Here is a 24,963-nt window from a genome sequence, read left to right as displayed (position 1 = left end):
TTTACGCATCAGACCAGCCGCGGTCATTAATAGTCGACATGCCTGTCATCGATTGGGCCCCGCATTTTCCCTGCTATTGGCCCCCTGGATGGGTGCAGATTACCAGCCTTTGGCCTTAATATTCACCCCTGCTCCTTTTCTGGCGAAGCGCCCCGATGAATCGAAACGACCTGCGTCGCGTAGACCTCAACCTGCTGATCGTGTTCGAAACACTCATGCATGAGCGAAGCGTGACCCGTGCAGCGGAGAAACTGTTCCTCGGCCAGCCCGCCATCAGCGCCGCCCTCTCGCGCCTGCGCAACCTGTTCGATGATCCGCTTTTCGTGCGCACTGGGCGCAGCATGGAGCCGTCCGCCCGCGCCAACGAAATCTTCGCCCTGCTTTCGCCCGCGCTGGATTCGATTTCCACGGCCGTCAGCCGAGCGGCCGAGTTCGACCCGGCCACCAGCAACGCCGTGTTTCGCATCGGCTTGTCGGACGATGCCGAATTCGGCCTGCTGCCGCAGTTGCTCAAGCGCGTACGCGCCGAGGCGCCAGGCATCGTGCTGGTGATACGACGCGTCAATTACCTGTTGATGCCCACCCTGCTGGCCTCCGGCGAAATCTCGGTTGGCGTCAGCTACACCAGCGAACTCCCGGCCAATGCCAAGCGCAAAGTGCTGCGCCGCAGCCGGCCAAAGCTGCTGCGTGCCGACAGCGTACCGGGCAGCATCAGCCTCGATGATTTCTGCGCACGGCCCCATGCCCTGGTGTCTTTCGCCGGGGACCTGTCGGGTTTTATCGACGAAGCCTTGCAGGCGCTTGGGCGCAAGCGCCACGTGGTCCTCGCCGTGCCGCAGTTCAATGGCCTGGGCAGCCTGCTGGCCGGCACCGACATTGTCGCCACCGTGCCTGACTACACGGCCGATGCCCTGACGGCGGCCGGTGGGTTGCGGGCTGAAGAGCTGCCACTGGACGTGCGCAGCTTTGAATTGCACATGGCCTGGCGTGGGGCGCAGGACAATGACCCGGCGGAGCGGTGGTTAAGGTCTAGGATTCAGATGTTTTTTGGGGATCCTGAGAGTCTCTAGTCGCCGCCGGATAGGCTGTTCGGCTGATCATTCCTGCCTTTCCACAAACCATGGAGCTCTATGTACTTCCAGTGGATTGCTACATTGGTGGGCATATATGACGGCATGCTATGGATGGTTTGAAAAGGATGCCCCTAGCCTGAGGCCAAGCAGGTTATAGATGGCAATGGGTGGACTGAGGGAGATATGAACCCGCGACCCTACCCCGTCTCAATGACCGAGCCGTAGTGAGCTCACCACCCGCCACGCTGGACAAATGCGTGCAAATGTAAAAAATTATGATGGCATAATGCCTCGTCAACCGGCAAAATCCACACGCTCCCAACGGATTTGAAGGACCGGTTCCGATGACATGGCCAGTCACGCTCAAACTCGACAGTGCAGCCTACCCGCTCAGCGTGGTGCAACGCGCCGCTTATTCCCTGGCCGACACTGTCACGATCCAGGTCGGTATTGAAGCCAATCAGATAAGCCTCACGGCCCACCCCGCTGAAGCAAGGCTAACGCTTTCCCCGGAGCAAGCTCACTCGCTGATCCTTCAGCATCTGAACGACTTCGCCCTACGCGACCATATCAACCGCGAAACAGTAGGGTTGCGCGAAGTCCTGGCCCGAGCCGCGCTCGCTGGATGTGGGATTTCACAGTGACACTGATTGCGACAGACGCCAAGCACTACCGCTTGCTGCCTTTTCGATTCATGCGCATGAACACGGGAAATGACCGTGACATCCTGCTCACCTCCGATACCGGTGAGTACATGCACGTGAACGACGCGCAATTACGAGCCCTCAGTTACTTCGACCTTCAAGCAAGTACGCCTTTTTACAAGGACCTGCTGGCCCGCCACTTCATCTACGAACCAGGCCGCCACGATCCGTTCCCGGAAATGGCCGCGCAATATCGGAGCCGAAAGGACTTCCTCTTCCAGGGCCCTGCACTGCACTTGTTCGTGGTTACATTGCGCTGCAACCACACCTGCCAGTACTGCCAGGTATCGAGGGCCCCTCTGGGAGGATCCGGCCACGATCTATCGGAAGCAGATGCACAGGCGGCGGTCGATCGCCTGTTCGAATCGAACGCTCCCGCCTTGACTGTGGAGTTTCAGGGTGGCGAGCCGCTACTGGCCTTCGAGCGCGTCCGCCAGATTGTCGAATGGGTCGTTGAACGGAACGTGGTCGAACAAAGGGATATCCAGTTCGTCATCACCACCACGCTGCACCACCTGACGGAGGAAATACTCGACTTCGCAGAACAAAATCGCATCCAGTTTTCGACTTCGCTCGATGGGCCGGCGCCCTTACACAATGCCAACCGCCCTACCCCGTCACGAGACTCCTACGAACGCACTGTAAAAGGTATCCAGTGGGTCCGTGAGCGCCTTGGCCATGATGCAGTTTCCGCGCTGACCACGCTGACTTCAAGAAGCCTCGAACAACCTGAAGCGATCATCGATGAGTATGTAAGCCAGGGCTTCTCCAGCATTTCGCTTCGGCCTCTGAGCCCTTATGGGTTTGCCACCAAGAGTGCCCATCGACTTGATTACCCTATTGAACGATACCTGGCCTTCTACAAGAAGGCACTGGCCTATTTGCTGCATATCAACCAACAGGGCGTATATATCTCAGAGAGTTATACAAGCCTGCTGCTGAAAAATATCCTGACACCCTTCTCCTCCGGCTACGTAGACCTGCGGTCCCCTGCTGGCGCTGGCACTGCGGCGCTGGTTTATAACTATGACGGTTACGTCTATCCCTCGGACGAAGCCCGAATGCTGCTGGAAATGGGTGAAGACGGCTTGAGGCTCGGCACCGTGCAGCAACCCTTGTCAGCATTGCTCGCATCGCCAGTTATGAATGCGTTGCTCGCCAGTGGAATAGCAGAGGCGCTGCCGGGCTGCTCCGACTGCGCGCTTGTCCCGTACTGTGGTGCTGACCCCATCGAACACTATGCTCGCCACGCTGACCCGATCGGACATCGAGCGTTCAGCAGCTTCTGCAAGAAGAACATGGGTCTTCTGAAGCATCTTTTCGGCCTGCTTCGCGATGGCGACGACAACGTGCAGAGGGTGCTGCTGTCCTGGTTGAACAGGCGCTCTTACAGCGATGTCCGGATCCCGGGTTACAGGGGCTGATTGCGATGCTGCGCAAAGATACCCACTTCGAAATCCATCACCTGAATGAGCCGAAACTGCTCAAGGTCATCACGCTGGATGAGTTCATCGAACACGGCCTGGCTGCTTGCGCCGGAACTGCCGCGTTCGATGACCTGCTGCTTTGGCTGCCAAACGAAGAACGGCTACGCAGCCCGCATCTGCTCTCGCTGCCAGTAGGTGGGTTCCTGATCCCGGAGCCATTGATCGGCGACTTCGACAGCGCGCGGCCATACCTGCACACTCCCAAGGATGCGGATGTCGTGCAGCCCGGCGATGTCATTGCCATCACTCCAGGCAACACGTTGGTGCGAGTGCTCTATCGACGAGGCTCGGACAGCAACCTGCTGTTCATGACCGATCGTTGCAACAGCCTCTGTCTGATGTGCTCGCAGCCGCCCAAGGATATCGATGACCGTTGGCACATTGAAGAAAACCTACGGCTGATCGACCTGATGGATCCGGGCGAGGAAAATCTAGGTATCAGCGGCGGAGAACCAACACTTTATCGCGATGGCCTGCTGGAAATCCTGGCCAAGTGCAAAGCTGTTTTGCCGCAGAAATCCATTCATGTGCTCAGCAACGGGCGCCTGTTCCGAGACCCAAGCTGGATCGCAGCGCTCTCTGCAATCGGTCACCCTCAGTTGAGCTGGGGCATCCCCCTGTACGCCGACAATGCCGAAGACCATGACCATGTGGTGCAGGCCCCAGGCGCGTTCAGCGAAACCCTGCAAGGTCTTTATAACCTGTCGCGGGCCAACCAGATCATCGAAATTCGCGTAGTGCTCAATCGCCTGACCACACCACGCTTGCCAGAGCTCGCCCACTATGTATTCAGAAACCTGCCCTTCGTGCGGCATGTTGCGCTGATGGGCATCGAAAGTACCGGCCTGGCGAGGAAGAACTATGAAGAACTGTGGATTGACCCGCTGGACTATCAAGGGTCGTTGACCCAGGCCGTGTATTTCCTGTCCAACCGTGGCGTGCCGGTTTCGATCTACAACTTGCCCCTGTGCCTGATCCCGTCCCACCTCTCGCGCTTCGCCCGCCAGAGCATCTCGGACTGGAAAAACCTGTTCATCGAAACCTGCCAGCATTGCGCTGCCGTCAAACATTGCTCTGGCTTTTTCAAATCCCATACCGACCGTTGGCAGAGCCGCGGCGTACAACCACTATCGACCGAGGCCTTCAGTGCCTTTGCAAGGAGTGCACAGTGAAATTGCTCGAACGCTGGAAAGTCCTGATCAGTGGGATCAGCCTGCTGCCAATGGCAGGTACTACCCTGGCACAGCCGGGACATCTGTCACTGGCCGATGCGAACTGGCAACCCAATGACAAGCTCCAGCCCCCAGTATTTACCGATACGCTCAATGCGCCAGATGCCGTCAACATCTATGCAGCACATCGCTCACACAGTTCACACCGGTCCCACAGTTCGCACAGTTCTCACTACAGCGGCTCGGGTGGCTATAGCGCACCTCGCTACTACAGCCCACCTGCTACCAGTACCCGAAGCTACAGCGCGCCGAGTGCTTCGAGCAGCACCTCAAGCAGCAACAGCCTTTATCAGTCGTCTGGCACTACCAGCGGGACAAGTTCGAGCACTTCAAAGAGCCGCGCGACCAATGAGCAAAAAAGCAACCTGGTCACCCGTGTGCAGACCGCGCTGATGGTGCGCCAGTATTACCAAGGCACCATTGATGGGGTGATGGGCAAGGCGACACGAGGTGCGTTGATGGCCTTTCAGATGGACAGTGGGCTGACCGTGAATGGCCGGATGGATACGCCATCGCTGAATGCGTTGGGTATCAAGATTCCATAAATCGCTTCAGGTTAAAGCTAGCGTCCGTTCAGTAACGAAAGAAATTATCCCATGCAGCACATCATTCAAATCGACAACACTCTCTGGGCATTGATCAGCCGCCTGCAAGGCAAGGAACTGCAAACACCGTCGCGTAGCGCCCGTTTCCGAATCACGACCGTTGATGCAAATCGCGTTGTGATTGAAACCGGGTCGGAAGACTCGCAGTTGGCGCTGACTCGAGCAGCTTTCCAGCAAACGTTGGACTACCTAGCCGGTAACAATCATTTCGGCCAAGCACAAGCTGTGGAAATCAGCTCTAACCATACCTACGAAAAAGCAGGCCCACTTTGCCAGGCGGCTCGTTACAGAGCAGAAGGCAAGCCGGGGCGTACCAACATCACCTACATTCTGCCGATTCTGGAGCAGTGCCAGGCAGTCGGCATCCGGTCCACCACCCCAAACAGTACTTGGCTGCTGCCCTGAACAGCTCCTGATATCTTTACAAGGACGCCAACATGTACGCCAAAATGGACACCTTTCGCCCCGGCAGTGCCGCGTGTTTGATCAACCCTGCAAGGTGACGATCGACATCGAGTTTATCACCGTCTCCTATGACGACGCGGGGCAGCCCTGGCAATACCGAGGCCAGGCAAAAGGCCTGGGGCATTACGAACTGCAATCAGAAGGTTTCGACGGCAGAGCAACGCTGTACCGCTTCGAAGGCTCGAATGTACTGGAAGGCACTTGGGTCGAAGACGGCGTACGCGGGATGTGGCGGATTGTCTGCCAGCCGATTGATTCGTCATTCGTGCCCACATAAATAAGCTGAACTCGTGGGAGTTTGATGGGCCGCCACGAGGTCATCCACCTCAAATGGCAGAACAAAACGTACATCAAGGCGGCCAAGCATTGCTATCCGCATGGATTTGGAAGCACTGAAAAGAAGTTCAAGGATGAAAAATGATAGCTCTGAAAGCAAAACTGCTCGCCAAATTCCAACAATATTCCGTATCCCAACGGTTCTATCTCGCCTCGGTAGTTACGTACCTCATCACGATCGCAGCTTCTCAAAATACGGGCATATCCGCGCTTACCATCGGGACGACGGTCGCGGCTGCATTGATAATTTGCGGATTCATTGCCTGGTGCATCCCTTTCGCCCGCTGGCTCCATACAGCATGGGAGAAGCCATTCGCCAAAACGCCCATCATCATTATGCATCTGCTTGCACTGCTGATATCCACAGCATGCGCGCGTTTCGCGGTTGCCGAGGCGTTAGGGCTGCCTCCTCAAAGTTTTGATCTGACAGTCGGCTTTCTCGCGTTGCTATTTTACATTCCATCGTGGCTGCTTGTGGTGGCAATACTCCTTGGTCTGACAGCAATACTGATCATGGTCATCGCGATGATCAGCCTGCCATTCGAAGCAGCCTGGCAACACATGACCCGCTTGGCCGCGCTCCTCAGCTTTCAGGCTAAGCTCAAGCAATCGCGCAGTATGATCATGTTCCATGGTGCAGGGGCTCTTATCATTAGCGTGCTATTTGCCATGAGCTACGACTATCTTACCGACAACTTCAGCCCGGCCTTCAAGGCCGTGACCAAAGTCATTGCACTACGAAGTGATTTCCACAAAGCCCCAAACTATCCCGACGTGCGGAATGGAGAATATGTGCATCCGTTGGAGAATGGCTTTATTGCTTACGCCCGCGAATAAGAAGACAAAAGTGTCATCATTGGCGTTCGTTTACAGCCTACTGAGAATTACGATGTCGTGGTGTCGACTATTCCCCCTCTCAAGGTTGCAATGACAACCATGGCAGAACACGTCAAGCAATCCCCTGCCCTGATTTGGCTGCTCAGCAGCGCTGCTTCAGAGACTGAGTCTGACTCGATACTGCGTTAAACCTGGTTGGCCACGATCAAAATACAGGCGAGCACCTTGAGAAACGTACTACTGGCGGGTACTTTGAGCATGGCTAACAAAATCACCAGCAATACAAAGGCGACCAGAGCGAGTGGATTACTCACATAGGGCGCCAATGCGTTTACATCTATCATGTCCAATAAGATCCTCTTTTGAGAAAGAACAGTGTTGCCGATCTCGAGTGACCGGTTTGTTAGTAAGCCATGCGAGTCGTTCGAGAATTTGCAGAGAACTCCTTTTCTAGAATTTGGCAGCAAACCTCGAGGTGCCAAGCGCCGAAAAGCGACCACGCTCACACTACAGAATTGACGCCGCGAGTAGGCCAAGCCTACGCACCGAAGTCAATACGCCATCCTGGCATGTCGCCGCCGAGGTGGAAAGGCAGACGTAGCCCTTCTTCTGATCAGTGTCAGCATCTCGCTCCTTGGCCAGAAACCAAGATTGACCACGTAAGGATTATTCCTTACCATTCGCTTAGTATATCTGGGAGAACACTCATGCCTGCCATCCACGAAATCGCCACGTTGACCTCGAAGGGGCAGGTCACACTGCCCAAATCCGTTCGCCAGTTACTGGGCATTGACACAGGTGGCAAGATTGCATTCGACGTACGCGGCGGTGAAATCGTGGTCAGCCGCGTAGAAACCACCCACGAAGACCCTGCAATCGGTGCGTTCCTGGGATTGCTGGAGGCTGATATCCGAAACGGACGCAACCTCACTACCCTGTCGGAAGACTTGGCGCAAACCATGCTCGCCAATGCAAAACACCCTGTAAACCTGGACGAAGATATCGATGGTGAGGTCGCGATCTGATGGTGCGACATGGCTGGACACTGTTGTTCCATGAAGGTGTGACTTTACAGCTACGCAAATTGCAAGAAGCCGCCGCCCGGGCCGAGCAAAACGACCCGCAAGGTTTTGAGAGCAATGCCAACGTCAAGCTGTTTCGGGCATTGAGCCATCTGATCATGGAGGCTGTGCCTGCCGACCCGGGCCGTGATGAGTTCCGCCAAGGCAACACGCTGGGCACCGCCTACCGACATTGGCGGCGGGCAAAGATCGGTAGGCGCTTTCGGCTGTTCTTTCGCTACGACTCAAGATCCAAGGTCATCGTCTATGCATGGGTCAACGACGAAAATACCCTCCGGTCTGCAGGCAGCAAATCCGATCCCTACGCTGTATTCGAGAAGATGCTTAGCCGCGGCAACCCTCCTGATGACTGGGATGCGCTGACTGCTGCGACGCGTAGCGACTGGGACGAGCCCAAAGCGTAGGCGGCACGCTTTGGCGAGTGATAGCACGTTCAACACCGCGCCTCAGTGCGTCCACTATCGTCCACTCGGAACCACTGCAAAAAGGGGTACTTCTGGGGGTACAAATTGAATTTCTCACTCGTAACTTGGTGATTAGCATGATTGCCCAAATGTTTTTTGGGGATCCTGAGAGTCTTGAGGCATCTTCTGGCAGGCTGGTGCGTCGCAGAGCATGTGGATTCTGGTTGTCAGGCCGCCACGACTGCGGCCTAGAGCGTGATCGGCAGGTTCGTCAGCCCCCTTTTTCCCGGCGCCAGATGAGGCTCGGGTTGCGCGTACTGCGGTTGAGTCGATCCTCCAGGCTTGCAGATCGATCAAGCCCAGCTCATTCAATCCCAGGTGCAGACGTTTGAGCATCTGCTCGAAAGTCCCTTGGTTTCGCCAGTCCCGAAACCGTTGATACACCATTGACCATGGACCGAAGCGCTCAGGCATAGCTCGCCATGCAGCCCCTGAGCAGAGTACCCAGAGGACGCCATCGAGCATCAGTGGGTCGCTCAATCGCGGCCGGCCCCGGCCATGGGTTTCGATGAAGAGATCGGAGACCACATCCCAGGCCTCGTCCGCGAGTTCGTAGCGCCTTGCCATCACAGGGTTCCCTTCCGTTGATGGCGTGTGACTCTACAAAATCTCAGCGCTGAAGGGGCAACGATTAGGTTTCTCGTGATTTCGCAGAGAGCCTAGGCTCCGTGTGAACAGTCTTGAGACGAAGCTCAGGCAAGGCGAAACAGCCGAGGAACGATTGGAATCGGGCTCGACTTAACGGGTTGTAAATGAGCAATCCGACCGGGCTGGCGCACTAGGCTGTTTTCGACGCAGCATCACCGAGTATCAAGGCTTTTCACCCAGGGCCTAAGGTCTGGGCACCAACCGGCATTGAGTACCACCAATAGACCGGAGACTTCCCTGATGCATTAGGTTATGCAGCACAGACGTCGCGCCCCTCATAACAGCGGCTTCTTCTTACTGCCCTGCTGACTCCGGTCGACCTAGCTCAGGAGGTCGCGGTTGTACCGTGTTGCAAGATGAAGACCTGTCAAAACTGCCAGTTGTGGGCACAAGGGATCCGAATAGCATGACTTTCATCGCACTATCGCGACGTTTACATAACGAGGAATACTCAATGGATACCCGTCAAGCACAGTCCATGACCGCAATATTGCGAGATGAACACGCTGACCTGCCTGAGCCTGCCAACGACGTACCAGCGTGGGGACCTTACATCACCGCCCACTTCAACCCGCGCAAAGGGGTTGAACTGTTCTATGCCGAGATACATGTGCCGCAGGCCGGGGCCCAGCGCTACATCTACTGGAGCCTGATGAATCCAAACTATGGAAAGAACCCCAGTTATGCTGGAATACAGATGGGCCTAGTGCCGGGTAACGATGTTTACGGAAACAACATCTGCTCCATCTGGGATTCTGATGATTTGCCCGAGGACACCTTGCCCGAGGCAACACTTATCAGCGGTAGACCTGGTATATACTGGGATCACTTCGGCAATGAAGGAACTGGTTTGCACACCAGTAATCAGAATGCATGGAAACCCGGTGAGCGCTATGCCATGGTCATACGCCGCTGGACACGCAAAGGTGATGACAAGTACACCTACACGTCGATGTTCATGTATTCGTTCACGGCCAAGACATGGACGCATTGGATGTCTGCACGGATTGCAGGGCGCGCGCTGATGCTTGAGGGTAATCCCGCTGGCTTCGTAGAGCGCTATGGAGGCAATGCACAGCACTACTACGGGCATTTTGGCAACTACTTCATCATGGTCGAGGGTGGCGAGTGGCAGTCACCCCACAAATACACCGTCGGGGCCGGCAAAGCACCATGGCGAGCCTCCTTGGTCAATGGTCACTCCGGACAAGACGTCAAAGTCCAAGTTGGGCAAACGCCCGAACGAGATCAAGAAATCACATTGAGGCCAGCGCAGCAAAACCGGCCCACCACCATCACGCCGCCGATCATTGAGTCATTCACCGTGACCTACCATGTGCGTGCGCAAACAATTGAATGGGCGTGGACCATCAAAGACAGTTCGCCTCCTCCCATCAGGACCTTGCTCTCCATTTCACGTGATGAAGTATACGGACAGGACGTCTATCTCCATGAAATCAACGGACCCAGTGGCCGCAAGGCTATCACCAATGACCTGCTGCTCAGGGAGAACGATTACAAAGGAACGTACAGGTACTTCGCACGTATCGAGTACTTCGACATCTTTGAGCAGAAATCCAATAATGGGTACGTTCAGGTAGTATTTGATTACGCCTAACCTGAATGGCGACGCACATAGGCGGCCCATCTGCTCAACCCGACACCGGCGGTGGCTCTGATTGTGGACACTAGGCTTTGTATCAAGCGCCTTGATACTCGGTGAGGCTACGTTGAAAACAGTCTGAAGCGGCCGCACGGTCGGAAGGCTCATTTGCAACCCGTAAAGTCGAGCGCGACTTCGGCCGTCCTTCGGCTGTTTTCGCTTTGCCTGACCTTTGTCTCAAGACTTTTCACACAAAGCCTAGGATGGCAACGCCAGCATGCTGGGAGACAATCAGGTTGCCCTTTTCAGTCAAAGCCAAGGCGCCAATGCGCGCAGGCGATTCATACAGTCGCGTCAGTTGCCCATGCAGGTCCAGCGCATTGATCTGGCCGCCACTGATGTCGACGAAGCGCAGGCACTGATGAGCTTCATCCCAGACCGGGCTTTCCTCCAGATCGGCCTGGCACGGTAAGAAGCGTTTGAGGTTTTCCTGAGGAGGCCTATTCATCGCTCCTTAATGTGGTCCCACCGCTGGGCAACTTGTTCGGCGCTAGTGGCCTTCACGCGGGCCAGATCGACCGGGTAATCGACATTTGGATTTTCCACAAACCGCGTGGCCGTAAATTGGCCATTGCTGGCACGCAGGACATAACCTGTGTCCTGGCACTGCGGCGACGCCAGGAACACCACGCCGGGCGTCACCCATTCAGGCTTGAGATTCTCCGGTTCACCCGTCACGCCCCACATACGGGTCTTGGCCACTGGAGATACAGCATTGACGAGAATGCCGGCTTCGGTGCCTTCCATGCTTAGCGCATTCATGATGCCCAGTTGTGCCATCTTGCCGGCGGCATACGCCACCAGCCCCGGTTGGGCATATTGCTGGTACATCGCGCGGTCGGATGAGGTCAGCACGACCCGTGCGGCAGCAGACTGTTTGAGGTGTTTCCATGCATGTTTGCATCACCACACGGGGGTATAGATATTGATATCCACGGCGCGGCCAATGAATGTCGCATCAGCGTCTTCAATCGCTTGATAACCGACCCAACCGGCGTTATGAATCACGATATCGAGTTGACCAAATGCCTCGATGGCCATTGCCACCAGTTGCTCGCAACCCTGCTCACCGGACAAGTCCCCATGATGCCCCAACACGTTGAAACCTTTGCCCCGGAGCGCTTTCGCAGCCTCCATGGCAATGGAGCCATCGCCCCCGGCGCCCAGCTTATCTGCGCCGATATCACTAATTACCACATTGGCGCCCAGTGTCGCCAAAGCGTGCGCATAACTGAAACCGAGTCCTCGGCCAGCACCCGTTACAAGGGCGGTCTTTCCTGTAAAGTTCATGGTCTGTTTCCGCTTGAGTACCGCCCTACCTTAACAATGAATGTTCACGTTGTTTAATACTAACGGCAGCGCAGGTTGATACCTGGTGCCTATCAAGTTGCTGGTAAATCCGAATAATTTCTTGATGATTACTCTTCTGAGGCCCATTCGTAAGCCACGCCACCGAACTCGGACCTGGTCGAGACCGCTTGCGGGTATTGGATCCAATGATTAACTTAGCTCTACTGTTTGTTTAGTATTTAGTCGGGGGCCTGTTAACCGGTAACCTTGCCGCACCCCCGTCCTCAGATCAATTCAGATGAAGGAACAGAAGAAATGATCGAAACCCGCCTGCTGCGCCAATTCATCGCCGTGGCTGAAGAGCTGCACTTTCACAAGGCCGCTATTCGCCTGCACATGGCCCAGCCCCCGTTGAGCCAAGCCATCCATCGGCTGGAAGACAAACTGGGGTTCAGTCTGTTCACGCGCAATAAGCGCGGGGTCAAACTGACCCCCGCCGGCAGTGCATTCCTGAGTGCGGCCTACAGCACGTTGAAGGCGCTTGAGCTGGGCATCGAACACGCACGCCAGGTGTCCGAGGGCATTGCTGGCAAACTCACAGTAACGGCATTGCCGATCTCGACGGAAAACGTCGAGTCGCGCCTGTTACTGGACGAAGAGATCGTGATGGCCCTGCCCGCCCATCACCCGAAGGCAAAGGAAGGTCAGATCGACTTGAGGGACTTCGCCGGGGAAGACTTCGTCTTCACCCCCAAAGCGCTGGGCACCGGCTATCACAGTCAGCTGACCGCCTTGTGTGAAGCCGCCGGTTTTTACCCCAAGGTGGTGCAGGAGGCCGCGCAGATCCATACCTTGATAGGCTTGGTGGCCTGCGGTTTCGGCGTTGCTTTGGTGCCTGAGTCGATTGCCAACTCGATCATGCGCGACAGGGTCGTGTTCCGCCGTATCCACCCCGTGACCGCCTCCCCCAACCCGGCCATCGGCCTGTACATGAGCTGGAGCACCCACAACGAATCACCGTTGATGGACAGCTTCATTTCCATGTTCGACCTCGATGTCGCTGCCCAGGTCGAGGGGATGCTGGCCGCTCGTGTCAGTTAGAACGCCAGCTGGACATCCTGGAGCCATGCGGCAAGGACCAAGGTGATTGATGCCCATGCACAGGCCGCACGCCGATAAATTGCGCCTACCAACCGTTCCGGGCTGTCAACAAACCCTGCACACCACTCACCCCTTGCCCTTCTTTTTGATCTTCTTCAAGCGCGCAGCCGCTTTCTCGACCGTCGCCTTCTTCTCGGAACGCTTCATGTTTCGCCAGCCGCGTATCTCCTCCTTGCTGCGCCCGCAGCCGGTGCACACTTCATGCTTGAGCTTGCAGCTCGACACGCAAGGGTTTTCAATCTCTTTGGCCATTGAACGGTTCCTGATGAGTAGCAGCGCAAGTCTGCGCAGGGGCGCGGTTGGCTAGCGAAGTATGGGACATTCAAAGCTCGCACATGATCGCTTGCCCCCGTCACTGTCCCGCATCACCCTCGCTAATGGTCCGACCAATGCCCTTGCCCGCCAGCCAGTGCAACACCGCCCCCAAGCCCAGCAATGCCCCTGCCCTCAGCCAGTTCTCGAAAGGTTGCTGACTCAGCACCAGCAGGCACGACAGGATACCCAACACAGGGACCACCGGATGAACCGAGAAATGCTCGGCATCGACCTTTTCCTTCTTGAGCACCAACACCGCTACGTTCGTGCTCAAAAATACGAACAACAGCAACAGCACGACGGTTTCGGCCAGCACTTCCAGCGAGCCAGTAAAGGTCAGCAGGATGGCCAGCAGCGTGGTCGCGGCTATCGCATAACCGGGTGTGCCGCGGTTGGGTAGCACTTGGCCCAGAACGCGCGGCAGCATGCCATCGCGGGCCATGCCCCAGGCAAGGCGGCTGGCCATGATCATGGTCAACATGGCGCCGTTGGCCACCGCCACCAAAGCGATGATGGCGAATACACCGTGGGGCAGCCCCAGGTCAGCGTTGTGCACGATGTCCATCAAGGGCGTCTTGGCGTCGATCAGTGCCTGCACTGGCATGACCAACGCGGCGCCGGCGCCGACTGCCAGGTAAACCAGGCCGGCCACCAGCAAGGCCCCGAACAGCGCGCGTGGGTACGTCCGGCGTACGTCCTTGATTTCCTCGGCCAGGTTGGCGGACGTCTCGAACCCCACGTACGAATAAAATGCCAGCAAAGCGCCGCCCAGTACCGCACTAGCCGGGCCCTGTTCGCCGAAATCCAGCAAACGGGTAGGCTCGGCCTGCCCTTGGCCGCTCAACACCGCCACAGCGACGATCACCAGCACCAAGCCGCTGAGTTCGATCAGGGTCATGACCAGGTTGGCACTGAGCGACTCCTTGATACCCCGGGCGTTGAGCATTGCCATCAATACTAGAAACAGGGGCGCCAGCACCGCCGAAGGCCAGTCGATAAACACGCGCAGATATTCCCCAGCAAACGCCAGCGCCAACCCTGCGGCACTGGTGATGCCTGCCGCCAACATGGCGAACCCCACCAAAAAAGCCAGCAACGGCGAGCCGAACGCCCGCCGTGCGAACACCGCCGCACCGCCAGCCCGGGGGTATTTGCTGACAAGCTCGGCGTAGGACGCCGCAGTCAACAGGGCGAAGAACAGTGCCAGGGCCAGAGGCGCCCAGATGGCGCCACCGGCCCGGTCGGCGATGGCGCCTGCCAGTGCGTATACCCCGGCGCCCAATACGTCCCCGAGGATGAAGAACACCAACAACGGCAGGGTGATCACGCGTTTGAGTGAGGCGGTTGCGTCGCTGGCCATCATGGCGCTCCAATCGTCTGGTCAATGGCGCTGTGACTGCCCCCCTGCGCGCAAGGTTCAGTGCCCTGCCCAGGTGGCGCGCCAACTGCCAGCCACCCATGGGCATAAGTTCCCTGACCTGGGCTGCCATTCGTCGACCAATCGCGCATTGCAAACAACCTTGGGAGCATTGGGTTCATCTCAGATGTGATAGCCGAAACATCTGACAACACATACGGGATGCTCACATGGCCAGGGAACCGAAAACGGCAAGGCGACTGCTCTGGATGATGGCGCTGGGCACCGTAGCACTCCAGCTCTCGGGCTGCGACATGGTGTTATTCAACCCCAAGGGGCAGGTGGGGCTCGAGCAGCGCAACCTGATCATCCTCGCCACCTTGCTCATGCTGATCGTAGTGGTACCGGTGATGATCATGGCGCTGGTGTTTTCGGTGCGCTATCGGGCCTCGAACGAAAAGGCCCGCTATACCCCCGACTGGAGCCACTCGCGGCTGATCGAAGCGGTGGTATGGGGCGTGCCGCTGGCCATCATCATCGTGCTGGGGGTTGTCACCTGGCGTTCGACCCATGCGCTGGACCCGTACCGGCCGCTGGCATCCGACACCCCTGCGCTCAAGGTCCAGGTCATCGCCATGGACTGGAAGTGGCTGTTCGTCTATCCCGAACTCGGCATTGCTTCGGTCAACGAAATGGCGATGCCTGTAGACACGCCCGTTGACTTTAGGGTGACTTCCGACGGCGCCATCACTTCGTTCTTCATTCCGGCCCTGGGCGGCCAGATCTACGCCATGGCCGGGATGCAGACACGGCTGCACCTGATCGCCAACCACGCAGGCGACTACACCGGGATCGCCGCCAACTACAACGGCCCGGGGTTCTCCGACATGCACTTCAAGGCGCTGGCCCTCGACCCGCCGGGCTTCGATGACTGGGTCGAACGCACCCGCGCCGCCGGGCGCCAGCTCGATGGGGCTGCCTACACGCAGCTGGCCAAGCCCAGTATTGCCCACCCGGTAGAACATTACGGCAAGGTCGACCCGCACCTGTTCCAGTCGTTGATCGACAAGTACCAGGGCGTCAACCGCTCCCGGGAGGTCGAACGCCGCCTCAGCGATTCCCAGGGCCAGAGCCCCCAAGGCAGCAAGGAGTAAGCGCATGTTCGGAAAACTGACCTGGGACGCCATCCCCCTCCACGAGCCGATCATCATGTACACGCTGGCCGTCGTCGGGCTGCTGGGCCTGGCGGTCGTAGGGGCCATCACCTACATGGGCAAATGGAAATACCTGTGGCAGGAGTGGTTCACTAGCGTGGACCACAAGCGCATCGGCGTGATGTACATCGTCGTCGCCCTGGTGATGCTGCTGCGCGGGTTCGCCGACGCGTTGATGATGCGCACCCAGCAGGCCATGGCCTCGGACGGCTCGCCTGGCTACCTGCCGCCTGAGCACTACGACCAGATCTTCACCGCCCATGGGGTGATCATGATCTTCTTCATGGCCATGCCGTTCGTGGTCGGGCTGATGAACGTGGTGGTACCTTTGCAGATCGGCGCCCGCGACGTGGCCTATCCATTTTTGAATGCCGTCAGCTTCTGGCTGTTCGTTTCCGGCGCCGTGCTGGTGAACCTTTCCCTGGGCATTGGCGAGTTCGCACGCACCGGCTGGGTGGCCTACCCCCCGTTGTCCGGTATCGGATACAGCCCCGGGGTGGGAGTGGACTACTACATCTGGGCGTTGCAGATTTCCGGGGTAGGCACCCTGCTCACCGGGCTGAACTTCTTCGTCACCATTCTGAAGATGCGTACCACCGGCATGACGCTGTTTCGCATGCCGGTGTTCACCTGGACAGTGTTGTGCACCTCGATCCTGATCCTGGCTGCCTTTCCCATCCTCACCGCCACCTTGTTCATGCTCACGCTGGACCGCTATTTGGGCATGCACTTCTTCACCAATGAACTGGGCGGCAACCCCATGATGTACGTGAACCTCATCTGGGCTTGGGGCCACCCCGAGGTGTACATCCTCATACTCCCAGCGTTCGGTATCTTCTCGGAGGTGGCCTCGACGTTCTCGCGCAAGAAGCTGTTCGGCTACTACTCCCTGGTGTGGGCGACCATCGTCATTACGGTGCTGTCCTTCATCGTCTGGGTGCACCATTTCTTCACCATGGGCGCAGGACCCAACGTGAACGCGTTCTTCGGCATCATGACCATGATCATCGCCGTCCCCACCGGGGTGAAGATCTTCACCTGGCTGTTCACCATGTACCGGGGTCGGGTGCGTTTCGAGACGCCGATGCTGTGGACGGTTGGCTTCATCGTCACCTTCAGCATCGGGGGCATGACCGGGGTCCTGCTGGCGGTGCCCGGTGCGGACTTCCTGTTGCATAACAGCCTGTTCCTGATTGCCCATTTCCACAACGTGATCATCGGCGGCGCGGTCTTCGGCTACCTCTGCGGCCTGACGTACTGGTTCCCCAAGGCCTTCGGCTTCAAACTCCATGACCCACTGGGGCGTGCTGCCTTCTGGTGCTGGTTGGCTGGATTTTACTTTGCCTTCATGCCGTCCTATTTCCTGGGGTTCATGGGCATGACCCGGCGCCTGAATCACTTCGACGTACCCGAGTGGCGGCCCTTCCTGCTGCTGGAAATGGTCGGTGTATTGATCATCCTGTGTGGCGTGGCCTGTCAGGTCATGCAACTGGTGGTGAGTATCCGCAAACGTCATGAGAACCGCGACACGACGGGCGACCCCTGGGACGGGCGCACGCTGGAATGGGCGACCGCTTCGCCGCCCCCGTTCTACAACTTCGCCGAGCAACCTGTCGTGGGCGGCATCGACGCGTACTGGGGCATGAAGGAGAAAGGCGTGAAAACCCTGGCCGAGATGGATTTCCGCAAGATCCACATGCCTCACAACACCAGCCTGGGCCTGGTGCTAGGCGTTCTGTCCACGGTGCTGGGCTTTGCGTTGATCTGGCACATCTGGTGGTTGGTCATCGCCAGTTCACTGGCAGTCATCGCCACCCTGATCGTGCGCAGTTACGACCCCAATACCGACTACTGCATCCCGGCCGAAGCGGTCGAACGGATGGAAACCGAGCGTCGCCAACGGTTGGCGGAGGCCTGAATCATGTCCCATGTCGTGCACAACGAAACGGCCCGCGAGCAAGAGCATGGCCACGAAGACGCAGGCTCCCTGAGCCTGTTCGGCTTCTGGGTCTACCTGATGACCGACTGCATTCTGTTCGCCACCCTGTTTGCTACCTATGCGGTGCTGGGACAGTCTGTGGCAGGTGGGCCCAGCGCGGCGGACATCTTCGAACTGCCTTATGTGCTGGTGGAGACGTTCCTGTTGCTCTTGAGCAGCATCACCTACGGCTATGCGATGCTCGCCAACCACCGCCAGGACAAGCGCTGGGTGCTGCGCTGGCTGGGCGTCACGTTCCTGCTCGGCCTGGGCTTCATCGCCATGGAGATCAATGAATTCCATCATCTGATCAGCGAGGGCGCAGGCCCCCAACGCAGTGCGTTTCTGACGGCGTTCTTCACGTTGGTGGGCACTCACGGCCTGCACGTGCTGGTGGGGCTGATCTGGATGGCCCTGTTGATGATGCAGGTTCACCAGCGCGGCCTGACCTGTGTCAATGCTACGCGCTTGAGCTGCCTGAGCCTGTTCTGGCATTTCCTGGACATCGTGTGGGTCTGTGTGTTTACCGTCGTTTATCTGTTCGGGGTGATCTGATGAGTCGTCAAAGCCATGTACCTAGCAGTGCCGGCGCTAGCCAGAGCAGCCACCGTTCGTATAACACAGGGTTCGTGCTGGCAGCCCTGCTCACCCTGCTGCCCTTCGGGCTGGCCATGTACCCCAGCCTGCCGCGTCACCTGACCTTCATGACCGTGCTGGTGTGCGCCCTGGTCCAGATCGTGGTGCACATGGTGTTTTTCCTGCACCTGACCACAGCGCGAGAGCAGCGTTGGAACTTGATGGCGCTGGTGTTCACGGTGGTGATCATCACGCTGTTGGTGGGGTTGTCGCTGTGGATCATGTACTACGTGCACTACAACATGCTCGGGTTATGACTGTCTTCCCATCCGGGCTGGCCTGCCACCAGCAGGCCGGACCGGCGCGCTCATGCAGCCCGACGGTTGCGCCATGCAAAAGTCCCCGCGACACCCAACAGCAACACTGCCCCGGCTGCACCCAAGGTGGCCGGGGCGCCCACACGAGCAGCCAGCAGCCCGGCGGCCATGCCACCCAACGCCTCGAAACCGAAGCGCATGGCGATGTAGAACGCAATGACACGTCCGCGCAGATGGCCCGGCGCTTGGCTCTGCAACTGCATGTTGGTGCTCACGTTGCTCAGCGTGATGCCGAACCCCAGCACCAGAAGCGCCAGCAATGCCAGCTGCCACTGCCCTGCCCAGCACACACCCAGCAGTGCCAGGGCGCAAAGCCCTGCGCCCACTTCGATGAACTGCCGAAGGCGAGGCAAGGCTCCGCCCACCGCCAGCACTAACGTGGCCACGAACGCGCCAGCGCCTGCCGCGCCCCAGAGCCAGCCCAGCACCCGTGCGTCACCGGCGTACACGCGCTTGGCCAGGATCGGCAGAAGCGCTGCATAGCAGGACGCCAGGAGGTTGACCATGATGACATTGAACAGCAGTTGCCTGACGCCCTGTTCCCGCCATAGATAAGCGAGGCCCTCACGAAAGACCTGGGCAGTGGAACCTGTCGCCCGAGGGCTGGCTGTGGCTTGCACCTTCAGCAACCCTGCCAGCAGCGCGGTGAAGGCGACGGCGGTCAAGGCGAAGCAAGCCGCCTCCCCCGCCACGGCTATCAGCCCACCGGCCAGTGGCGGGCCCACGAAGCGGGCGGCGTTGATAAGCATCGCGTTGAGGACCAGCGCGTTGGGCAGGTCAGCTGGATCTTCCACGAAAGAGCCGATCAGGGCCTGACGCAGGGGTGTTTCGACGGCATTGAGCAAGCCCAGCAGCAGTGCCATTGCGGCAATGAAGGGGCCATCTACCCAACCAGCCCAGGTCACTAGCGCAAGCGCGGCCGATTGCGCCACCAGCATCGACTGGACCACGATCAGCAGTCGACGCTTGTCGTGGCGATCGATCCAGGCGCCTGCGAACGGACCGACGATCAACTGCGGGGCGAGAGAAAGAAAGGTGATCAGGCCCAGCAATACAGCTGACCCGGTCAGGTGATAGGCCAACCAGGACAGCGCGACTTGCTGAACCCACTTGCCCAAGGTCGAAACGCCTTGGCCGGCAAAGTAAACCTGGAAATGATGGTGGCCCAATGCGCGTACAGCAGAAGGCCAACGGGTACGAGGGGGCGGCGTCAGGTCAGACAAGTGAGCGAGTCCTCAGGTGAGAAGCAGCCGCCATTGAAGGATCTTGCTCGGACCACGTGCGGGTCGATCCTCAGCCTGGCAGCAGGCAGCCTTTCTTTTTCAAGGACTCCAGGACCCAGGTGCGGTCATTGGTACCTTGAGCGATATGTTGCATTTGCGCCGTTTCGGCAGCGTGCTTGGCCGTGGCGCGTTGGTAGACCTCTGCGACATGGGCATAGGGTACGCACAGCAAGCCGTCATCGTCACCGATGATCAGGTCCCCGGGTTCGATCACCATGCCATCGATGGCGATGGGCACGTTGATCTCGCCCGGCCCGTCCTTGTAAGGGCCGCGATGGGAAACACCGGCAGCGAACAGGGGGAAGTCACCGGCCTTGATGCTGCCAGCATCGCGGATCGCACCATGGATGACGATGCCCGCTACACCGCGCTTCACGGCGTACGCCACCATCATCTCGCCGATCAGAGCATTGGTCAGGTCGCCGCCGGCATCGACCACGATCACATCACCTGGCTCGGCGCTGTCGATGGCGTAGTGCAGCATCAGGTTGTCACCAGGACGGGCCTTGACCGTCAGAGCCGCGCCGCACAGCACACCTTCCCGGTGCATGGGGCGCAAACGCGCACCACCCGCCGTCATGCGATTCATCGAGTCGCTGACGTTGGCGACCGGCACCTCGCGGTAGCGCGATACCCACTCATCACCGATTTTTCGCGTGCGCTCAAGCACCTGGAAACCAATGCTCATGTGACCTACCTCTTCTTGGATTTATTGGGCGCGCTCAACGTCGAAGTAGAACGCCATTTCAGAATGGCATTTCATTAAACAGATTTCAAGGGTTTGAAATCTCAGTTATTCGGCAATGTGACTGACTTAAAATCTATTGTTGCAACGCCATTTCATTATGCTAGGTTATTGGTGAAAGCACTCAGTGCAGTCCTACCGTCTTCAACAAAAACAAGGTATCGACGATGTCCCGTACCCTTCTGCTGACAGGTCCGGCGCTGGCCGACGACGCGATGCGCCTGGCCGATCAACACGCCATCCGCGTCATCCCCACCACGCCCTATCTGCCCGAGCATGAGCTCGAAGCGATCATCCGCGCAGAGCAACCCGATGCCATCATCGTGCGACAAGGCAGCCTGACCCGCGCCATGATCGACGCATCCAACGCGTTGAAGGTGGTCGCCAAGCATGGGGTCGGCTACAACACCATCGACATCCAGGCCGCCGCCGACCGGGGTATTCCTGTCTCCATCGCCGTTGGGGCCAACGCCCAGTCAGTGGCCGAGCACGCCTTTGCGTTGATGTTCAGCGTTGCGCGCCAAACCGCCTTGCTTGATGCACGCATGCGCGAAGGCCACTGGGACAAGGCCACTGCCAACGGCATGGAGTTGGCGGGCAAGACACTGGGCCTGGTCGGCCTTGGCTCGATCGGCGCGATCCTGATGGACCTGGTGGCGCCGCTGCGCATGAAGGTCAAGGTTTACGACCCTTACTTGCAGCAGTTACCCGTGCGTGATCACCTCGAGCGCGAAGAGGATTTCGATCGCTTGCTGGCCGATAGCGATATCATCAGCCTGCATTGCCCCCTCACAGACACCAATCGCAATCTCATCGGCGCCCAGCAGCTTGAGCGCATGCGTTCAGGTGCCATCTTGATCAACACCGCACGTGGCGAGCTGATCGATACCGATGCCTTGGTGCTTGCGTTGAGCGAGCGGCGCATCGGGGGTGCCGGCCTGGACACTTTCCACCCCGAACCGCCTCCGGCCGACAGCCCGCTGTGGGGCCTGCCAACCCTGGTCGCCACACCTCACATCGGGGCCAACACCAGCGAAGCCCGGGACCGCGTAGGCCTGGTTGCCCTGCAGCAAATCCTCGATGCCTGGGACGGCAAGGCGCTGGACCCGCGCTGTGTGGTGAACCGTCACCTGATCGATAACTGATTGCCCTTGCGCCGGCTTGTCCGGCCGCACAGACCCCTGCGTAACTCCAGAAAAAAAACAATTGGAGAGCACCATGAAAGCAGCCTCAACCCCGCCTAGCGAGCTCGAACGCGCCACCATGCGCCGTGTTGCCTGGCGTCTACTGCCCTTTCTTATCATCTGCTACCTGATCGCGATCATCGATCGCGGCAACATCGGCATGGCATCGTTGCAGATGAACCAGGACCTGGAGTTGTCAGCCAAGGTCTTCGGTTTCGCCAGCAGCTTGTTCTTCTTCGCCTACTTCCTGGTGGAAGTCCCCAGCAACCTGGCCATGCAGCGTTACGGTGCGCGCATCTGGATCGCGCGCATCATGATCACCTGGGGGCTGATCTCCGCCGGTACCGCCTTCGTGCAAGGGGCCAACTCACTGTATGTGATGCGCTTTCTGCTGGGCGCTGCCGAGGCCGGGTTCTTCCCAGGGGTGTTGCTGTACCTCACCTACTGGCTGCCGTCGGCGTATCGCGCGCGCATGGTGGCGCTATTCATGGTCGCCATTCCCGCCGCCAACTTCATCGGCTCGCCGATTTCAGGGCTGCTGTTGAGCCTGGACGGCTGGTTGGGCATGCGTGGGTGGCATTGGCTGTTCATCCTCGAAGGCATCCCGGCGGTGCTGCTGGGGATCGCCTGTCTGTTCGTACTAACCGATCGGCCTGAGCAGGCCAAATGGCTGAATGACGATCAACGCGGCTGGCTCACCGGGCGGTTGGCCGAGGAACGAGCACAGAAAACCACCATCGGTCATATCTCGCTGTGGAAACTGCTGCGCCACAAGGACATCTGGGTGCTCGCGCTGATTTACTCGGGCGCCTCGGCGGCTGGCAGCACCATGAGCGTCTGGGCGCCACAACTGCTCAAGACCTTCGGCCTGAGCTCCATGGAGATCGGGCTGGTGAACGCGATTCCTTATGGCGTTGCCTCGATCCTGATGGTCATCTGGGGCCGCAGTTCCGACCGCACCGGTGAACGTCGCTGGCACACCGCAATGACCATGTTGCTGATTGCGGCCGGCCTGCTGATGACCCTGTTCACCTCGTCACTGCCGGCCACGGTGGTGATGCTGACCATGGTGCTGGTGGGGGCCTACTCCATGAAAGGCCCGTTCTGGGCATTGGTGTCGGGCTGGTTGTCCTCCTCCACTGCAGCAGCTGGGCTGGCTGCGGTTGGCGCCATGGCCAACCTGATCGGGGGTGGCTTGATGGTCAACGTGTACGGCGCCATCCATGACGCCACCGGCAGCTACGCACTGGCACTGATGCCACTGGCGGCGTTGTGCACGCTGGCTGGGGTCATGGTGCTGGTCATTGGCCGCAAGCGCCAGCTTGAACAGGCGCAGGCCGCAGGAACGCTGGCTGCCAAGTAGAATCCGCTTGGCGCTCGGTTGGCGTCCATGGCTCACAAGCGTGCCATGGAGCCGGCGAAGCCGGCGCCAAGTCAAACCACAACACTAAAAATCAGGCGGTGATGGCTTTACCACGTCGAAGGTTTATTCAAACGACCGGTAGCCTCAGACTTCGTACTTGGCGCCGCCGCTGCTCGGGCGACGGCGCCAGCGAACCTAGAGCGATTCGCCGTCGTCCTCGATGTCCATCTCAGCCTCCGCCGCCTCCGTGGCATCCGCGTCATTGAGCGCAGGGGAAGTCGGTTTTAACGGATCGTTGATATAAGGCACATCGCTTGGGCCTTTCTCTTCAGTGCCCGCGGTTTCTGGTTGCATGGCGTACTCTCCTCGACTTACAGGCTCGGCCCTTTAGGACCGGGCTCATGGATTGGGCACCCATTGTGCTGCCCACGAAAATTGGCCGACATTTCATAGGCCGGCTTGCGCACCCGCATCACGCCACCCAAGGGCCTGTGCGCCGCCAGACCGTGCCAGGGGCTGAACGCCATGCCGTCGTCGATACGGCGCACATTCTCTTCACTCCATGCCGCTTGAGGCTTGACCTCCAACGTGGCCACGGTCACATAGGGGCTGAGCGTCTCGGGCCACTGACTGGATGCATCTTCGATCGGCATTTGATCAAGGTCGGTGGCCAACTGGACCTGAAGCTCCCAGACGCCGCCCTCGCTTGCAAAAAACGCTTCCATGGCGTGACGTAGCCCGTCTGGATCGTCTTTGAGGTCAACAACCTGATCGGTCAGCGCAGTCAAGGCCGCCGACACGGGCACTACCGCAAGCTTTGCGTAGTAAGGGCCATAGAGTACAGGTACGACGGTGCTGAAGCTTTCGCCAAGAATGTGGGTTTGAGGGTGCCCACCAAGGCTTTTGAGCGTGCCGCTCTCACCGCCAAACGCTTCGACCACTTTTTCTGCACCGCGCAGCACGGCCGACACTACCTTTTTCGTACCCGGCGCTTTGTCAGTGGTTTTGGCAAGCAACTTCAACGTCTTGAGAAACGCCTTGGGGTCTGGCGCGGTGAAGGCTTTGGCATTTTGCATGACAAAGTCCTGCGTGACTTGCCCTTCACTGCCTGGCAACCGCGGGCCTTGTACGCCAACGATCTTGAGCGCCAGCCCCCGTGGGGTGGAAACCTTGTCATCGAGGATGTCACCCGGGTTGGTGGAAAACCGCAGGTAAGCATCGAACTCACCCGGTGTGGCGAACGCCCCCTGAGCGAGCTGCGCCGGCAACCCTGGCGCCACTTTCAGTGTGCCGCGCAACAATCCATGTGCTTTTGCATGAACGCTGCGGTTGGCATGGCCATTGTCCTTGAAGGTGGTCTCCATGATTTCGCGCAGCGTATCCTGCAACGCCTGGCTGGTCTGTGCTTCATCTTCGGGAATCTGTTCAAACCCATGCTCAAAAGGTAATGGCACTACCAAGGCGGGGGCATCGGGCAGCTTATTCATTACTACGCTCCTGTCGTCTCGAGACGAACAATGGGAT

The 24,963-nt window shown here is 58.5% G+C and carries 25 protein-coding genes and 2 pseudogenes; 18 read left to right on the top strand and 9 right to left on the bottom strand.

The features are described 5' to 3' along the window. Positions 1–155 precede the first annotated feature (155 nt). The 10 genes from MOP87_RS08965 (at position 156) to MOP87_RS08920 (ending at position 8,225) form a co-directional block, all read left to right on the top strand. The gene (locus MOP87_RS08965) at positions 156–1,070 is read left to right on the top strand and encodes a LysR family transcriptional regulator (protein ID WP_023533541.1); all 915 of its coding nucleotides are present in this window, start codon (positions 156–158) and stop codon (positions 1,068–1,070) included. A 347-nt stretch (positions 1,071–1,417) separates the two neighbouring features. Beyond that, entirely contained in the window at positions 1,418–1,717 is a 300-nt protein-coding gene (hxsD, locus tag MOP87_RS08960; protein ID WP_039612946.1) for a His-Xaa-Ser system protein HxsD, read from the top strand. Then, complete coding sequence (gene hxsB, locus MOP87_RS08955) at positions 1,714–3,201, top strand: His-Xaa-Ser system radical SAM maturase HxsB (RefSeq protein WP_145281139.1); 1,488 nt, start codon at positions 1,714–1,716, stop codon at positions 3,199–3,201. Before hxsD ends, hxsB begins: the two co-directional genes overlap by 4 nt. Next, complete coding sequence (hxsC, locus tag MOP87_RS08950) at positions 3,201–4,436, top strand: His-Xaa-Ser system radical SAM maturase HxsC (RefSeq protein WP_242810537.1); 1,236 nt, start codon at positions 3,201–3,203, stop codon at positions 4,434–4,436. The genes hxsB and hxsC overlap by 1 nt, the downstream gene beginning before the upstream one ends. Then, the gene (gene hxsA / locus MOP87_RS08945; RefSeq protein WP_027915521.1) at positions 4,433–5,041 is read left to right on the top strand and encodes a His-Xaa-Ser repeat protein HxsA; all 609 of its coding nucleotides are present in this window, start codon (positions 4,433–4,435) and stop codon (positions 5,039–5,041) included. Before hxsC ends, hxsA begins: the two co-directional genes overlap by 4 nt. Before the next feature lie 51 nt (positions 5,042–5,092). Then, positions 5,093–5,506, top strand: a complete 414-nt coding sequence (locus MOP87_RS08940; protein ID WP_140174372.1) for a hypothetical protein — start codon at positions 5,093–5,095, stop codon at positions 5,504–5,506. 73 nt (positions 5,507–5,579) lie between these two features. After that, entirely contained in the window at positions 5,580–5,843 is a 264-nt protein-coding gene (locus MOP87_RS08935) for a hypothetical protein (RefSeq protein WP_241194973.1), read from the top strand. 140 nt (positions 5,844–5,983) lie between these two features. Next, positions 5,984–6,739 carry a hypothetical protein gene (locus MOP87_RS08930; RefSeq protein WP_218570351.1) on the top strand — a complete coding sequence of 252 codons (756 nt, stop codon included), beginning with the start codon at positions 5,984–5,986 and terminating at the stop codon, positions 6,737–6,739. A 707-nt stretch (positions 6,740–7,446) separates the two neighbouring features. Beyond that, positions 7,447–7,764: a type II toxin-antitoxin system PrlF family antitoxin gene (locus tag MOP87_RS08925; protein WP_088523700.1), complete on the top strand. Its 318-nt coding sequence runs from the start codon at positions 7,447–7,449 to the stop codon at positions 7,762–7,764. Further along, positions 7,764–8,225 carry a type II toxin-antitoxin system YhaV family toxin gene (locus MOP87_RS08920; RefSeq protein ID WP_027915518.1) on the top strand — a complete coding sequence of 154 codons (462 nt, stop codon included), beginning with the start codon at positions 7,764–7,766 and terminating at the stop codon, positions 8,223–8,225. Before MOP87_RS08925 ends, MOP87_RS08920 begins: the two co-directional genes overlap by 1 nt. A gap of 198 nt (positions 8,226–8,423) precedes the next feature. Here the strand turns inward: MOP87_RS08920 and MOP87_RS08915 are convergent. After that, positions 8,424–8,852: pseudogene (locus MOP87_RS08915) on the bottom strand (IS5 family transposase); the annotation flags it as partial. Between the two features lie 535 nt (positions 8,853–9,387). Here MOP87_RS08915 and MOP87_RS08910 point away from each other — a divergent pair. Next, positions 9,388–10,551, top strand: coding sequence for a DUF3472 domain-containing protein (locus tag MOP87_RS08910; RefSeq protein ID WP_242810420.1), 1,164 nt, complete (start codon positions 9,388–9,390; stop codon positions 10,549–10,551). Between the two features lie 232 nt (positions 10,552–10,783). On the opposite strand, the gene MOP87_RS08905 is transcribed toward MOP87_RS08910, so the two are convergent. Beyond that, positions 10,784–11,044: an SMP-30/gluconolactonase/LRE family protein gene (locus MOP87_RS08905; protein ID WP_027915516.1), complete on the bottom strand. Its 261-nt coding sequence runs from the start codon at positions 11,042–11,044 to the stop codon at positions 10,784–10,786. Then, positions 11,041–11,886, bottom strand: a pseudogene (locus tag MOP87_RS08900) (SDR family oxidoreductase). The gene MOP87_RS08905 and the pseudogene MOP87_RS08900 overlap by 4 nt, the downstream one beginning before the upstream one ends. 315 nt (positions 11,887–12,201) lie before the next feature. On the opposite strand from MOP87_RS08900, the gene MOP87_RS08895 reads away from it, so the two are divergent. Further along, positions 12,202–12,987 (top strand): LysR family transcriptional regulator, encoded by a 786-nt coding sequence (locus MOP87_RS08895; RefSeq protein ID WP_242810419.1) that lies wholly within the window; start codon positions 12,202–12,204, stop codon positions 12,985–12,987. Between the two features lie 126 nt (positions 12,988–13,113). Here the strand turns inward: MOP87_RS08895 and MOP87_RS08890 are convergent, their stop codons facing one another. Next, positions 13,114–13,299 carry a DUF1289 domain-containing protein gene (locus MOP87_RS08890; RefSeq protein ID WP_023533540.1) on the bottom strand — a complete coding sequence of 62 codons (186 nt, stop codon included), beginning with the start codon at positions 13,297–13,299 and terminating at the stop codon, positions 13,114–13,116. A 100-nt stretch (positions 13,300–13,399) separates the two neighbouring features. Then, positions 13,400–14,722: an APC family permease gene (locus tag MOP87_RS08885; RefSeq protein ID WP_033695113.1), complete on the bottom strand. Its 1,323-nt coding sequence runs from the start codon at positions 14,720–14,722 to the stop codon at positions 13,400–13,402. A gap of 266 nt (positions 14,723–14,988) precedes the next feature. Between MOP87_RS08885 and cyoA the strand changes: the two genes are divergently transcribed. From cyoA to cyoD, 4 genes are read left to right on the top strand one after another with little or no spacing between them, the layout of a single operon-like run. Further along, the gene (gene cyoA, locus MOP87_RS08880; protein ID WP_145281149.1) at positions 14,989–15,873 is read left to right on the top strand and encodes a ubiquinol oxidase subunit II; all 885 of its coding nucleotides are present in this window, start codon (positions 14,989–14,991) and stop codon (positions 15,871–15,873) included. Positions 15,874–15,877: 4 nt separating this feature from the next. Then, complete coding sequence (cyoB, locus tag MOP87_RS08875) at positions 15,878–17,851, top strand: cytochrome o ubiquinol oxidase subunit I (RefSeq protein ID WP_104926106.1); 1,974 nt, start codon at positions 15,878–15,880, stop codon at positions 17,849–17,851. A 3-nt stretch (positions 17,852–17,854) separates the two neighbouring features. Beyond that, positions 17,855–18,466 (top strand): cytochrome o ubiquinol oxidase subunit III, encoded by a 612-nt coding sequence (cyoC, locus tag MOP87_RS08870; protein WP_027915511.1) that lies wholly within the window; start codon positions 17,855–17,857, stop codon positions 18,464–18,466. After that, entirely contained in the window at positions 18,466–18,804 is a 339-nt protein-coding gene (gene cyoD, locus MOP87_RS08865) for a cytochrome o ubiquinol oxidase subunit IV (RefSeq protein WP_242810418.1), read from the top strand. The genes cyoC and cyoD overlap by 1 nt, the downstream gene beginning before the upstream one ends. Positions 18,805–18,854: 50 nt before the next feature. Here cyoD and MOP87_RS08860 read toward each other — a convergent pair whose 3' ends face one another. Further along, positions 18,855–20,087 carry an MFS transporter gene (locus tag MOP87_RS08860; protein WP_242810417.1) on the bottom strand — a complete coding sequence of 411 codons (1,233 nt, stop codon included), beginning with the start codon at positions 20,085–20,087 and terminating at the stop codon, positions 18,855–18,857. 70 nt (positions 20,088–20,157) lie between these two features. Further along, entirely contained in the window at positions 20,158–20,835 is a 678-nt protein-coding gene (locus MOP87_RS08855) for an RraA family protein (protein ID WP_027915508.1), read from the bottom strand. A 224-nt stretch (positions 20,836–21,059) separates the two neighbouring features. Here MOP87_RS08855 and MOP87_RS08850 point away from each other — a divergent pair, with 224 nt between their 5' ends. Together MOP87_RS08850 and MOP87_RS08845 are read left to right on the top strand one after the other, a co-directional pair. Next, positions 21,060–22,037: a hydroxyacid dehydrogenase gene (locus MOP87_RS08850; protein ID WP_242810416.1), complete on the top strand. Its 978-nt coding sequence runs from the start codon at positions 21,060–21,062 to the stop codon at positions 22,035–22,037. A 73-nt stretch (positions 22,038–22,110) separates the two neighbouring features. Next, positions 22,111–23,439, top strand: a complete 1,329-nt coding sequence (locus MOP87_RS08845) for an MFS transporter (RefSeq protein ID WP_023533529.1) — start codon at positions 22,111–22,113, stop codon at positions 23,437–23,439. Between the two features lie 195 nt (positions 23,440–23,634). On the opposite strand, the gene MOP87_RS08840 is transcribed toward MOP87_RS08845, so the two are convergent. Both MOP87_RS08840 and MOP87_RS08835 read right to left on the bottom strand, forming a co-directional pair. After that, positions 23,635–23,793 (bottom strand): hypothetical protein, encoded by a 159-nt coding sequence (locus MOP87_RS08840; RefSeq protein ID WP_165919269.1) that lies wholly within the window; start codon positions 23,791–23,793, stop codon positions 23,635–23,637. A gap of 17 nt (positions 23,794–23,810) precedes the next feature. After that, on the bottom strand, positions 23,811–24,926 hold the full coding sequence (locus tag MOP87_RS08835; protein ID WP_242810415.1) for a catalase family protein: 1,116 nt from the start codon (positions 24,924–24,926) through the stop codon (positions 23,811–23,813). Positions 24,927–24,963 lie beyond the last annotated feature (37 nt).

Origin of the sequence: Pseudomonas sp. I3-I5, from assembly GCF_022699445.1 — a bacterium.
Taxonomy (GTDB): Bacteria; Pseudomonadota; Gammaproteobacteria; order Pseudomonadales; family Pseudomonadaceae; genus Aquipseudomonas; species Aquipseudomonas fulva.
The sequence above is the reverse complement of the archived record's forward strand: the minus strand, read 5'-3'. Positions and strand labels throughout refer to the sequence as shown.